A 13,130-nucleotide genomic window follows, 5' to 3' on the forward strand; every position below is an offset into this window, starting at 1 on the left:
TGAATGTTCTAAATAAGTTTTTATATTTGCGTAACTGATTACGTAATTAATATTATATGAACTTTTTTGAACAGGCAGGCAAGGTGGCTATTGGCAGTAGGTTAAGAATGTTAACCGATAAGGTAACAGAAGATGGTGCACAGATTTACAAACTGTACAATATAGATATGCAACCAAAATGGTTTCCTGTTTTTTATGCTTTAACAAAAGATAAGGAGAAAACCATAACCGAACTCGCTAAAGAAATCGGTCATTCGCATCCATCAGTAAGTAAAATTATTAGTGAAATGCTTAAAAAGGGTTATGTTAAAGAAAGTAAAGACAAAACCGATGGACGCAGAAATGTTGTGAGTCTTTCTAAAAAAGGATTGGAGATTTCAGAAAAGATAAAAGATCAGTTAATTGATGTTAATGCAGCTGTAGAAGAAATTTCTGCTCAGGCCCAAAATAATCTGTGGGAAGCAATAGCAGAGTGGGAATTTTTATTGGAACAGAAAACATTGCTCAGGAGGGTAATTGAGAAAAAGAAGCAGCGCGACAGTTTAAAAGTTGAGATTGTAAATTATGAGCCTAAATACCTGGAAATATTCAGATTGCTAAATGTAGAATGGATTTCGCAGTATTTTGCCATGGAAGAATCTGATTATAAAGCTTTGGATAATCCACAAGGCTATATTTTAGATAAAGGAGGTTTTATAATGGTTGCACTATACAAAGGTGAACCGCTGGGTGTTTGTGCAATGATTAAGATGAATGATGGAGAATATGATTTCGAACTGGCTAAAATGGCGGTATCACCAAAAGCACAAGGCAAAAATGTAGGCTTCTTACTGGCTAATGCCATTATTCAAAAAGCGAAGTCATTAGGAGCATCTAAAATTTATTTAGAGAGCAACACCATTTTAAAACCTGCAATTAACCTTTATCATAAACTGGGCTTCCAAAAAGTAGCAGGTAAGCCTACGCCTTACACAAGGTGTAATATCCAGATGGAACTGGCGATCAAGTAGCTTAGGGGATAGTGGTTAGGGTTGGTGTTTGCTTAAAAAAACCAATTATTCTAATTTCAGTGCCTTAAGTAATTTATTAAGCTTCAATAAATCCTCTGGTGTATCAATTGCAACCGTTTCTAAATCAGTCACTTTAGTTTGGATATAGAACCCGTTTTCAATCCAGCGCAATTGCTCTAAGCTTTCAGCAATCTCTAAAGAGGATGGAGGAAGTTTCGTAATGGCCTTTAATGATTCGGTACGGTAACCATAAATACCGATATGCTTGTAAAACTGATGCTTTTCTGCCCACACACCCGGTTCTCCATTCCTGATAAAAGGAATCGGGCTACGGCTAAAGTACATTGCACGGCCATTAACATCAATTACTACTTTCGGACTGTTAGGATTATACACACTTTCCTGGCTTTGGATAGATTTAATTAACGTAGCAAGCTGAACTTTTTCTTCCGCAAAGCAACTCGCCAGCAATTCAATCTGCGCAGGTTCGATAAAAGGTTCGTCCCCCTGGATATTAATCACAATATCAAAACCTGGCAGCTTCTCAATTACTTCAGCACACCGATCGGTACCACTTTGATGATCGGAAGAGGTAAAAATAAATTCGCCGCCAAACCTTTTCACTTCATCCGCAATCCGCTCATCATCAGTGGCAATAACCACTTTTGATAAACTTTCAGCTTTAGTTGCTTGCTCATACACCCGTTGAATCATGCTTTTTCCGGCAATATCAACCAAAGGTTTTCCAGGAAAACGGGTAGAGGCATATCTCGCCGGGATAATGCCGATAATTTTAGGATCTTTTACAAATGAACCTGATTTTTCATCAATCATATGTTATTTCGATAAAATTGATAAAAAACAAAGAGGAAAATTACCGCGATAATGATGTAAGTTATTGGATGCGCGAAATTTAATGTCCAGCCGAGTAATTTAACGCGTTTAGGAACAATTAATCTGGAATCTTTTCTATTGAAATAAAAAGTACCCCACTTCCAGTTTTCAGGATTTTCGTGCTCGAAATCTTTTTTCATATTGATCACTTTAAATTTTCAAACCATTTATCGCTGTTTCAACCTCCTTTTATTTGGCTCGAAGCTAAAATAAACCGTTAATCTCAGCCTCTATTGATTGGATAACAGTACCCAGATCTTCCGGATTATTCGTGAAATCCAATTTGTCTTTATCTAAAATTAATAATTTACCGAGGTTATATCCCTTTATCCAGGCTTCGTATTTTTCGTTCAGCTTAGAAAGGTAATCTATACGGATGCCCGCTTCATACTCCCGGCCTCGGCGCTGAATGTTGTTTACCAGGGTAGGTACTGATGCGCGCAGGTAAACCAATAAATCAGGCGGTTTAATAAAAGAAGTAATGTTGTCAAAAATCGCACGGTAATTGTCGTGGTCGCGGGTGGTCATCAAAGCCATATCGTGCAGGTTTTCTGCAAAAATATGTGCATCCTCATAAATGGTCCTGTCTTGGATCACATTACGTTTATTTACCTCAATGTCTGTAATTTGCTGAAAACGGCTATTCAGGAAATAAATCTGAAGGTTAAAGCTCCAGCGTTTCATGTCGCTGTAAAAATCTTCCAGATATGGGTTATTGTCCACAGCTTCGTATAAAGCTTCCCATCCATAATTTTTAGCCAATAAACCTGTTAAAGTGGTTTTACCGGCACCTATATTTCCTACAATTGCTATGTGCATTTCCTTTAGCTATGAGATTTTGAGATGTGTGATGTGAGATGAGAAATGTATTGTCTCAATCTAATGTCCACTTCTCAAATCTATTAAAATAATTAAAAACTTTTAAACCCGATTAAACTGCGAACTTCCCTGATGGTTTTCTGTGCACTTTCCCGGGCTTTTAATGCACCGTGTTTAGCAACTTGCCTTAAATAAGAATCATCTTTGGCAATGTCCTGAATACGCTCGCGCATTGGCGTTGTAGCAATAATCATATCTTCTGCCAGTTGCTTTTTAAAATCGCCATAACGGATCTGCATTTTGCTGTACAAATCTTCAAAATGGGCATGGGTATCAGCACTCGAAACCACTTTCATTAAATCGAAAAGGTTTTGAATAGGTTCAGGTTTTACCTGGTTTTCCTCTGTCGGACCGCCATCGCTCACAGCTCTCATTACTTTTTTACGGATTGTTTCAGGATCATCCGAAAGGTAAACGGCATTTGCTTCGCCTTCTGATTTACCCATTTTACCTTTACCATCTAAACCAGGTACTTTAACCAGCTTGTCGCTATAGCTAAATGCGTATGGCTCAGGAAAATATTCGGTATTGTATAATCTGTTGAAACGGTTTCCGAAAGTACGGGCCATTTCCAAATGCTGCTCCTGGTCTTTCCCTACAGGTACTTTTGTAGCCTTATGGATCAAAATATCAGCAGCCATTAATACCGGGTACGTGAGTAAACCAGCATTAACGTTATCAGGGTTTGCACGAACTTTATCTTTAAAAGAAGTACTGCGTTCAAGCTCGCCCATATAGGCATTCATATTTAAATATAAGTAAAGCTCAGCAATTTCAGGAACATCACTTTGTATATATATGGTGCTGTTTTCTGGATCTATGCCACTTGCCAAATATTCAACCAAAACGTGTTTAATGTTTCCGTGCAAGTCGGCAGGGGTAGGGTGTGTAGTTAATGAGTGTAAATCGGCAATAAAAAAGTAGCAATTGTAATCGTTCTGCATTTGAACGAAGTTTTTAACCGCACCATAATAATTACCCAAATGTAATTTTCCTGTTGAGCGGATGCCGCTCACCACTGTTTCTTTCATAATGGCACGAAATTAAAAATAAAATACAAGCAAATCATAAATCGCACTAATTAATGGGAAGATTTTTTTAAACACCGGTATGACCTACGGTTTATGTTTATAGTCGTCATCTCGACCGTAGCGAAGAGATCTTTGAACAATGACCGGTTAGCGTTCCGTCAACTATTTTTTCCTAGTGGCTGATGTAATACAACCACAACTTTGCCGAATGCAATCAGTAGTTTGAAATATGAAACTATTTTATATTTTTGGTTATCTATGATTCACTTTCTGAGGCAAGTACACCGGGTTTGGTTTTTATTCTGGATACTCTTTTTTTTCGCTCTGTTTTATCCTCTATACTACATTACATCACGTAATGAGAAATATTATGGTATCCTCAATTTTTGTAGAAAAGCCAATAGCTTTCTGTGTAGTTTTTTTTCAGGTGTATTTTTCCGGTATCAATATGAAGAGCCGCTAAATACAAAACAAACTTATATATATTGTGCCAATCATACTTCAAACTTGGATATCATGATTTTTTGTATCATGGGGCATGGCAAATTTCATTTTATGGGAAAAGATGAATTGCTGAATAATCCTGTTTTAGGCGTTTTTTTTAGAACCATTGATATTTCCGTAAACCGTGATAGCAAAATTTCTGCCTTTAGAGCTTTTAAAAAAGCAGGCGAAAATTTAGAAAAGGGCATGAGCCTTGTCATTTTTCCGGAAGGTAAAATAGACGATCATTATCCTCCAAAACTGGGCGAATTTAAAAATGGCCCGTTCCGCCTGGCCATTGATAAAAATATTCCGCTTGTACCCGTTAGTATCACCGATGTTTGGAAAATTAACTGGGATGATGGCGCAAAGTATGGAAGTAAGCCCGGAATTTGCGATATTTACGTCCACAAACCAATTAATACCTCAACCTTGACTGATATTGATTCTGATGTATTAAAAGAAAAGGTTTTTAAATTGATTGACAGTAAATTAGTATAAATATGAATTTAGACGCAAAAACCATCCATAAAATAGCCGATCTGGCCCGAATTCATATTGATGATAAAGAAGTGGATACCTTAATTCCTGAAATGAATAAAATTTTATCTTTCATGGAAAAATTAAATGAGTTAGACACTTCAAATGTTAAGCCTTTGGTATATATGAACGAATCGGTTAATGTTTGGCGTGAGGATGTGGTTAAACAAGAAATTTCTACGGCCGATGGTTTGAAAAATGCCGCAAAACATACCGAACAATTTTTTATGGTGCCAAAAATTATTGAAAAATAATGCTGTAATCGTTATGCTGAATTTAATTCAGCATCCTTTAAGATTAACATTTGTGCTTAATTTTAATCCCTCTTGTAACATCTAGCCCTTAACGCTTGTCTAAAAAAGAAAAAACATGGAGAAACCACTCATTACTATAAAAGAAATCGGCCGTAAATATGTTATAGGATCTGAAGTGATTCATGCTTTAAAATCAGTTTCGTTAGATATCAATAAAGGTGAATTTGTAGCATTGATGGGGCCATCCGGTTCAGGAAAATCAACCTTAATGAATATTTTAGGTTGTTTGGATACACCTTCAAGCGGAACGTATATATTAAATGGAACAAATGTAAGCCACATGAGCGATGATGCTTTGGCTGAAGTGCGCAACCAAGAAATTGGTTTCGTTTTCCAAACGTTTAATTTATTACCACGCTCCACATCTTTAGATAATGTTGCCCTACCACTAATTTATGCCGGAACCAGCAAAAAAGACCGGGATGCAAGGGCAGCCAAAGCCTTGGAAAATGTTGGTTTGGGTAACCGTATGGATCACAAACCAAACGAATTATCAGGTGGGCAGCGGCAGCGTGTGGCTGTAGCAAGAGCTTTAATCAATAACCCCTCCATTATACTTGCCGATGAGCCAACAGGTAACCTCGATACCAAAACATCAGTAGAAATTATGGGTTTGCTTGAAGAAATCCACAGTAAGGGCAATACCATTATTTTAGTAACACACGAGGAAGATATTGCCCAGCATGCACACCGAATTGTACGTATGCGTGATGGATTGATAGAAAACGATTACTTAAATACCGACATTAAAAATGTATCTCCACGCTTGCAGGCATTGAAAGACAATGGCAGCGACTGGGAAAAAATTAACTAGCATTAAGGTGTAAGGCGGAGGGCGTAAGGTTTAAAGCTTTTTAAACCTCACTACCTTAAACCTTCTTTTTAAACCTTTCTAAATGAAAATCTACACAAAAACAGGCGATAAAGGCCAAACCTCACTAATTGGCGGTACGCGTGTGCCTAAATACCATTTGCGTATCGAAGCTTATGGAACTGTAGATGAATTAAATTCGTATATAGGTTTAATCATGTGCCAGGATATTGAATTACAGGATCAGCAGTTGTTAAAAGAAATTCAAGACAGGCTTTTTACAGTAGGTGCATCACTTGCTGCGGATCCCGGAAAATCGAAAATGAAAATTCCTGATCTTCATGATCATGATATTACCCTGCTTGAAAATGAAATGGACCTGATCAATGAAACCTTACCAGATTTAAAGCATTTCGTTTTGCCTGGCGGAAATACTGTCGTTTCTTACTGCCATATTGCAAGATGTGTTTGTAGGAGGGCAGAACGACTGACAGTTGAACTTGCAGAAAATAGCTTTGTAGATGAGCATGTAACAGTTTACCTGAACCGCTTAAGCGATTATTTATTCGTTTTGGCACGAAAACTGACCATGTATTATAAGGCAGAAGAAAACATTTGGATTCCGCGTGTTTAATAGTGGAAAAATAAGTTTGTTTTGCTCAAAAATTTTAATATACTTTGCGCAATAATAAGAACAAGAATTTAATTGAATTGACGATATGTATTGGACATTAGAATTAGCATCGCACTTGGAAGACGCACCATGGCCTGCAACTAAAGACGAATTAATTGATTATGGTATCCGTTCTGGTGCCCCAGTAGAAGTAATTGAAAACTTACAGGCATTAGAAGATGATGGCGAACCTTATGAAACAATTGAGGAAATCTGGCCTGATTATCCAACTAAAGAAGATTTCTTCTTTAATGAGGATGAATACTAAAATTAAAAATGATAAGAAACCTTTCAGCTCAACTGGAAGGTTTTTTTTATGTGCTGTAATTTCATAACCCTCATTCACAGGGCATTTATAACAATAACTTATAAAATCTTTACATTTTTTAAACAAAACTTAAAACCTGTGTGTTAATAGATCATTAATATAACATTGCTAAAAAAATTAACACTATGGGAAATTTATTGTATTTAGTCGCAGTAGTATTGGTAATACTATGGGTAATAGGATTTGTGTTTCACGGCTTCGGCGAAGTAGGCGGAATCATCCACGTTTTATTGGTAATCGCAGTAATTGCAATTCTGCTTAAAGTTATCGGCCGGGCAGCATAAGGTATATCGCGCCGTCATCCATTTTTAGCGATATAGTTTAAAATGGATGTATTATTAAAGGAGTTTCATCACGAAACTCCTTTTTTATGTTTTTATTTTTTCAATAGCAACTCTGCAAGTTCCAGGTCTATAGGATAGGTAATTTTAATATTACCCCTTTCGCCCTCAATGATATTGATCTCCTGGCCGATTGATTCTACCACGCTGGCATCATCGGTAAAACGACTATCGAAATCCTGATTATAAGCTTCTTTCAGGGTGTTAAGACTAAAAGTTTGAGGTGTTTGTACCAGGTAGATTTCATCGCGCTTTAAAGCTGATGTTTTATCGTTTCTAAGCATGCGAACGCTATCACTCGATTGAACAGCTGCAATTACATTTCCCTGTGTTTGTGCCGCACTAAAACAGCTATCAATTAATGATTTTGAAACCAGTGGACGAACGGCATCATGTATGGCTACATAACTTTCCTCTTCGATGGCGTGAATGGCATTTTTTACCGAATGAAAGCGTTCAGTTCCGCCGTCGATAAGCTGATGCGGAACATAGAAATTAAATTCTTCGCATAATCTGCCCCAATATCCCTGCTGATCTTTATTTAAAACCAATAAAATTTTAGGTTGAGTATCGCTTTGCGCAAAAGCTTTTATGGTGTGCATTAAAACCGGAAGGTTTTTTAGCAGTAGAAATTGTTTTGAGGTTTCCGTTTGCATCCGATTTCCAGAACCGCCTGCTACAATTATAGCGTAGTATTTCATGTTTGAGCGTTTAGGGTATGGCGTTTAGCACTAAACTGCTAAACGCCAACCGCGAAACTTATATAATCAGCATGGCATCGCCATAGCTATAAAATTTATACTTTTCTTTTACTGCAACTTCGTAAGCATTCATTACATTTTCGTAACCACCAAATGCACTAACCATCATCAATAAAGTAGATTCTGGAGTGTGGAAATTGGTAATCATTGAATTTGCAATACTGAAATCGTATGGAGGGAAGATAAACTTACTTGTCCAGTCGTTAGCTGCTTTTAATGTTCTGTTTGCAGAAACTGCAGATTCGATAGCACGCATTGAAGTAGTACCCACTGCGCAGATTTTTCTTTTTTCTTCTAAAGCTTTGTTTACAATACCAGCATCTTTCGGCTCGATGATAAATTGCTCAGAATCCATTTTGTGCTTGGTTAAGTCTTCCACCTCAACCGTTCTGAATGTGCCTAAACCAACATGTAATGTTACTTCAGCAAACTCAATACCTTTAAGTTCAAGGCGTTTCATTAACTCGCGACTAAAGTGCAAACCTGCCGTTGGAGCAGCAACTGCACCTTCATGTTTTGCGAAAATGGTTTGGTAACGTTCTTTATCTTCAGCAGTAGCTTTACGTTTAATGTATTTAGGAAGTGGTGTTTCGCCTAAAATCTCAACGTTTTTTCTAAACTCTTCGTCAGTACCTTCAAATAAGAAACGGATGGTACGGCCACGTGATGTAGTGTTATCCACAACTTCAGCAACCAATAAATCGTCGTCACCAAAATATAATTTATTTCCTACGCGGATTTTACGTGCCGGATCTACCAAAACATCCCATAAACGTAATTCCTTGTTTAATTCGCGTAATAAAAAAACTTCGATTGTGGCACCAGTTTTCTCTTTATTGCCATATAAACGGGCAGGGAAAACTTTGGTGTTATTTAATATCATTACGTCCTTGTCATCAAAATAACCTAAAACGTCTTTGAAAATTTTATGCTCAATTTTACCGCTGTCTTTGTGTAAAACCATTAGGCGAGCTTCGTCGCGTTGTTCTGCCGGATTGTTGGCAACTAATGATTCTGGTAAGTTGAATTTGAATTGTGATAATTTCATTCTTGATGAATTTTTTGAGGTGCAAAAATACGAATTTAATTTTTCTTTTCCGTATTTTATCAAACGCATTTTAGGTATATTATGTTTTACCTCATTTTAAATCAAATAATACCTTGTTTAAATGCTTTTATAGCTGTAAAATTAATTAGTTTTGATGATCGTGTAACCTTTTTAATGGCTGTGCATCTAAACCATAATTATGATAATCTTTAGGCTAATAGGCGAGAGTTTCCGTTTTGCATTTGATGCGTTGCGCCAGAATAAACTGCGTACCATGTTATCGCTACTGGCAATAACTATTGGTATTTTTACCATTATCGCTGTATTTTCTGCAGTAGATACTTTTCGTGGTAAATTGCAGGCAAGTGTAGATAAATTAGGTTCCAATACCATCTATGTTCAAAAATGGCCCTGGAGTTTTGGAGACAATTACCCTTGGTGGAAATACATGAACCGCCCTCAGCCATCATTACGTGATTTTGAAGCACTTAGAGAAAGAATCGAAAATGCACAAGGAGTTACCTTCGAAATATCCACCAATGATAGAACAATTAAATACAGAAGTAGCTCTGTTGAAGGTATTTCGGTTTGGGCAGCATCTCACGATTTTAATAAAACATGGAATTTCGAACTACAGGATGGCCGGTATTTTACCGAAAATGAAAGTAAAAATGGTTCACCAGTTTGTATTTTAGGTTCTGATATTGCTGATGGGCTTTTTGACGGAGATAAAGCTGTTGGAAAGCAGGTTCAGATTTTGGGGCGACGACTAACTGTAGTTGGCGTTTTCAAAAAAGAGGGGGAGGATATGTTGGGTACTTCGCTTGATAAAAATGTTAATATTCCAATTTCATTTGCAAAAGGTGTTTTAGATATTCAAAATGAACGCTACGGTCCGCAGATTACCGTACGTGGTAAAGATAATGTGAGTTTAGAGGAAGTAGAAAGCGAATTGAAAGGTTTAATGCGCTCCATTCACAGAATCAGGCCTGGACAGGAAGAGGATTTTGCACTGAATAAAACAACCATTATTTCTAACCAATTAGATTCGATGTTTAAAATGGTGAATATTGCGGGTTGGGTAATCGGAGGATTCTCTATTTTGGTAGGTGGATTTAGTATTGCCAACATTATGTTTGTATCGGTTAAAGAGCGTACCAATATCATTGGGATTCAAAAATCACTTGGTGCAAAAAACTACTTTATTTTACTTCAGTTTATTTTTGAGTCCATTTCACTTTGTATTTTAGGAGGCCTATTAGGACTTTTGCTCGTCTTTTTACTCGCATTGGGTATTGGTGCTATAACAGATTTTCATATTATTTTGGGTTTAAATAACATAGCTTTAGGTATTGGCATTTCGATTATTATTGGAACAATATCAGGTTTTTGGCCTGCGTATTCGGCATCGAGATTAGATCCTGTGGAAGCGATTAGAAGTTAGTTTTCAGTTATTAGTTGCAGTTCGCAAACCTTGTTATAGCATAAACTTTAATAGTACTCGCAAGATTTACATTTGTAATGAGAATAATGATTTTGGCGATAAAATCGCCTTTCTCTTCATCCTCGTTACAAACGAGGATGATGATATCTCGATGATATGGTTAGGGGTTGTTATTTTCAGTTACTGTAGTTTATAAACCTTATTGAAGTGTAAAGCCCACAGCGCAGCGAGGACTTGTAACGGAAAGAAGGACTAGATTCTCCGATGAAATGCTGCCTTTCATTTTCAAATCATCAAAAATATTCAGGTTTGGCCAATACGACAGCAAACATTAGAAATTAAATTATTTGCAATAGAAGTTAGTTATTAGTTGCAGTTCGCAAAACTCGTTATAGCATAAACTTTAAGAGTACGATTGGTTTTGGCGATAAAATCGCCTTTCTCATTCATCCTCGTTACAAAAGAGGACGATGATATCTCGATGATATGGTTACCGGTTGTTAGTTTCATTTACCGTAGATTATAAACCTTATTGAAGTGTAAAGCCCACAGCGCAGCGAGGACTTGTAACGGAAAGAAGGACTAGATTCTCCGATGATATGCTGCCTTTCATTTCCAAATCATAAAAAATATTCGGGTTTGGTCCAGAAGAGGGCAAAACATTAGAAATTAAATCCGTTGCAATAGAAGTTAGTTTTCAGTTCTTAGTTGCAGTTATCAAACCTTGTTATAGCATAAGCTTTAATAGTACGCTTGGTTTTGGCGATAAAATCGCCTTTCTCTTCATCCTCGTTACAAACGAGGACGATGATATCTCGAAGATATGGTTACCGGTTGTTAGTTTCAGTTACCGTAGATTATAAACCTTATTGAAGTGTAAAGCCCACAGCGCAGCGAGGACTTGTAACGGAAAGAAGGACTAGATTCTCCGATGAAATGCTGCCTTTCATTTCCAAATCATCAAAAATATTCGGGTTTGGTCCACAAGACGGCAAACATTAGAAATTAAATCCGTTGCAATAGAAGTTAGTTTTCAGTTATTAGTTGCAGTTATCAAACCTTGTTATAGCATAAACTTTAATAGTACGCGCAAGATTTACATTTGTAATGAGAATATTGGTTTTGGTGATAAAATCGCCTTTCTCATTCATCCTCGTTACAAACAAAGACGATGATTTGGTGCAAATTCAGGATGACGACTGGTATGGAAAAGTAAATATAAATCCCCCGCTAAATATAATTAACGGAGGATTTTTTTATAAGTTAACTGAAAACCGCTAACCGATTATGATAATTTGCCTAAAGCTTCTTTAATTCTTCTTAATGCTTCTACCAAACTCTCGTCTGATGCTGCATAAGATAAGCGGATATAGTTGTTATTACCGAAAGAATCGCCACCTACTGTTGCTACGTGACCAACATTTAATAAATATAAAGCAAGATCTGAAGAGTCTTTAATTACATTTCCATCAGCATCTTTTTTACCAAAAAATGAACTGATTTCAGGGAAAAAGTAAAAAGCACCATCAGGAAGGTTTGTTTTTACTCCAGGAATTTCATTCAATAGATTGTAAACCAATTCTCTACGACGTAAAAATGCTTCTTTCATTTCCAAAACACTTGCCAAGCCTTGCTCATAAGCAACAATCCCGGCCCTTTGTGCAATAGAGCATGTTCCTGAAGTAGTTTGTCCCTGTAATTTATCGTTTGCAGCTGCAATTTCTTTGTTTGCAGCTATATAACCTAATCTCCAACCCGTCATTGCGAAAGCTTTAGAGAAACCGTTAACAATAATTACGCGGTCTTTAATGCTGTCGAATTGCGCAATAGATTCATGCTGATCAACAAAGTTGATGTGCTCATAAATCTCGTCAGACAAGATATAGATATCAGGATGTTTTTCAAAAACGGCAACCAATGCTGCCAATTCTTCTCTGCTGTAAACTGAACCAGTTGGATTACATGGAGAAGAAAACATAAAAAGTTTTGATTTCGGTGTTATGGCGGCTTCTAATTGAGCTGGTGTGATTTTGAAATTACTCTCAATATCAGTATCAATAAAAACAGATTTTCCTTCAGCTAGAGTCACCATTTCAGAGTAAGAAACCCAATAAGGAGTAGGGATAATTACTTCATCTTCAGGATCAATTAGCGTTAAAATAACATTTGATAAGGATTGTTTTGCACCTGTTGAAACCACGATCTGAGAAATATCATAATCAAGGTTGTTTTCTGTTTTTAGCTTATTAACGATTGCCTGGCGCAAATCAGGGTAGCCTGGTACCGGCGAGTAACGCGTGTAATTTTCGTCTAATGCTTTTTTTGCAGCATTTTTTACGTGATCAGGTGTATTAAAATCGGGTTCGCCAACACTTAAACTAATGATGTTAATGCCCTTAGACGCTAGTTCGCGGCCAAGTTTGGTCATTTTAAGGGTTGCAGATTCTGATAAACTGTTGATTCTTTTCGATAAGGTGCTCATGGTTAATTACTTTGAGCGCAAATATATAAACCAAATATTATTCTGCACTAAAAAAGAGATAGTTTTTATCATTTAATTTATCCGATAAGCG

Annotated in this window: 15 protein-coding genes; 8 read left to right on the forward strand and 7 right to left on the reverse strand. The window is 36.8% G+C overall.

Features of this window, described 5'->3' with window-relative positions:
* The first annotated feature begins 56 nt into the window (after positions 1-56).
* Entirely contained in the window at positions 57-1,010 is a 954-nt protein-coding gene (locus tag ACZZZW_RS13515) for a bifunctional helix-turn-helix transcriptional regulator/GNAT family N-acetyltransferase (RefSeq protein ID WP_463494062.1), read from the forward strand.
* A 45-nt stretch (positions 1,011-1,055) separates the two neighbouring features.
* Here the strand turns inward: ACZZZW_RS13515 and kdsB are convergent, their stop codons facing one another.
* The 4 genes from kdsB to trpS all read right to left on the reverse strand — a co-directional run bounded on the left by kdsB (position 1,056) and on the right by trpS (position 3,814).
* Positions 1,056-1,844, reverse strand: a complete 789-nt coding sequence (gene kdsB / locus ACZZZW_RS13520; RefSeq protein WP_463494063.1) for a 3-deoxy-manno-octulosonate cytidylyltransferase — start codon at positions 1,842-1,844, stop codon at positions 1,056-1,058.
* Positions 1,841-2,044 (reverse strand): DUF5808 domain-containing protein, encoded by a 204-nt coding sequence (locus ACZZZW_RS13525; RefSeq protein WP_463494065.1) that lies wholly within the window; start codon positions 2,042-2,044, stop codon positions 1,841-1,843. The genes kdsB and ACZZZW_RS13525 overlap by 4 nt, the downstream gene beginning before the upstream one ends.
* Positions 2,045-2,108: 64 nt before the next feature.
* A complete protein-coding gene (locus ACZZZW_RS13530) occupies positions 2,109-2,723 on the reverse strand; it encodes a deoxynucleoside kinase (RefSeq protein WP_025144984.1) in 615 nt (204 codons plus the stop codon).
* 92 nt (positions 2,724-2,815) lie between these two features.
* Entirely contained in the window at positions 2,816-3,814 is a 999-nt protein-coding gene (gene trpS / locus ACZZZW_RS13535; protein ID WP_055911932.1) for a tryptophan--tRNA ligase, read from the reverse strand.
* 258 nt (positions 3,815-4,072) lie between these two features.
* On the opposite strand from trpS, the gene ACZZZW_RS13540 reads away from it, so the two are divergent.
* The 6 genes from ACZZZW_RS13540 to ACZZZW_RS13565 all read left to right on the forward strand — a co-directional run bounded on the left by ACZZZW_RS13540 (position 4,073) and on the right by ACZZZW_RS13565 (position 7,247).
* Positions 4,073-4,798, forward strand: coding sequence for a lysophospholipid acyltransferase family protein (locus ACZZZW_RS13540; RefSeq protein WP_055911929.1), 726 nt, complete (start codon positions 4,073-4,075; stop codon positions 4,796-4,798).
* A gap of 2 nt (positions 4,799-4,800) precedes the next feature.
* Entirely contained in the window at positions 4,801-5,091 is a 291-nt protein-coding gene (gene gatC, locus ACZZZW_RS13545; RefSeq protein WP_055911927.1) for an Asp-tRNA(Asn)/Glu-tRNA(Gln) amidotransferase subunit GatC, read from the forward strand.
* 115 nt (positions 5,092-5,206) lie between these two features.
* The gene (locus tag ACZZZW_RS13550; RefSeq protein WP_055911925.1) at positions 5,207-5,965 is read left to right on the forward strand and encodes an ABC transporter ATP-binding protein; all 759 of its coding nucleotides are present in this window, start codon (positions 5,207-5,209) and stop codon (positions 5,963-5,965) included.
* Positions 5,966-6,047: 82 nt separating this feature from the next.
* Positions 6,048-6,596 (forward strand): cob(I)yrinic acid a,c-diamide adenosyltransferase, encoded by a 549-nt coding sequence (locus ACZZZW_RS13555; RefSeq protein ID WP_463494069.1) that lies wholly within the window; start codon positions 6,048-6,050, stop codon positions 6,594-6,596.
* Positions 6,597-6,681: 85 nt separating this feature from the next.
* Positions 6,682-6,903, forward strand: coding sequence for a DUF2795 domain-containing protein (locus ACZZZW_RS13560; protein WP_010603503.1), 222 nt, complete (start codon positions 6,682-6,684; stop codon positions 6,901-6,903).
* 185 nt (positions 6,904-7,088) lie between these two features.
* A complete protein-coding gene (locus tag ACZZZW_RS13565; RefSeq protein ID WP_157255466.1) occupies positions 7,089-7,247 on the forward strand; it encodes a lmo0937 family membrane protein in 159 nt (52 codons plus the stop codon).
* Between the two features lie 92 nt (positions 7,248-7,339).
* On the opposite strand, the gene ACZZZW_RS13570 is transcribed toward ACZZZW_RS13565, so the two are convergent.
* Together ACZZZW_RS13570 and queA are read right to left on the reverse strand one after the other, a co-directional pair.
* Positions 7,340-8,005, reverse strand: coding sequence for a 2-C-methyl-D-erythritol 4-phosphate cytidylyltransferase (locus tag ACZZZW_RS13570; RefSeq protein ID WP_463494084.1), 666 nt, complete (start codon positions 8,003-8,005; stop codon positions 7,340-7,342).
* A gap of 58 nt (positions 8,006-8,063) precedes the next feature.
* A complete protein-coding gene (queA, locus tag ACZZZW_RS13575; RefSeq protein ID WP_055912031.1) occupies positions 8,064-9,113 on the reverse strand; it encodes a tRNA preQ1(34) S-adenosylmethionine ribosyltransferase-isomerase QueA in 1,050 nt (349 codons plus the stop codon).
* A 199-nt stretch (positions 9,114-9,312) separates the two neighbouring features.
* Here queA and ACZZZW_RS13580 point away from each other — a divergent pair, with 199 nt between their 5' ends.
* Positions 9,313-10,557, forward strand: coding sequence for an ABC transporter permease (locus tag ACZZZW_RS13580; RefSeq protein WP_082458834.1), 1,245 nt, complete (start codon positions 9,313-9,315; stop codon positions 10,555-10,557).
* Between the two features lie 1,285 nt (positions 10,558-11,842).
* Here the strand turns inward: ACZZZW_RS13580 and ACZZZW_RS13585 are convergent.
* On the reverse strand, positions 11,843-13,039 hold the full coding sequence (locus tag ACZZZW_RS13585) for a pyridoxal phosphate-dependent aminotransferase (RefSeq protein ID WP_463494087.1): 1,197 nt from the start codon (positions 13,037-13,039) through the stop codon (positions 11,843-11,845).
* Positions 13,040-13,130: the final 91 nt, after the last annotated feature.

Source organism: Pedobacter sp. AC379 (assembly GCF_979258145.1).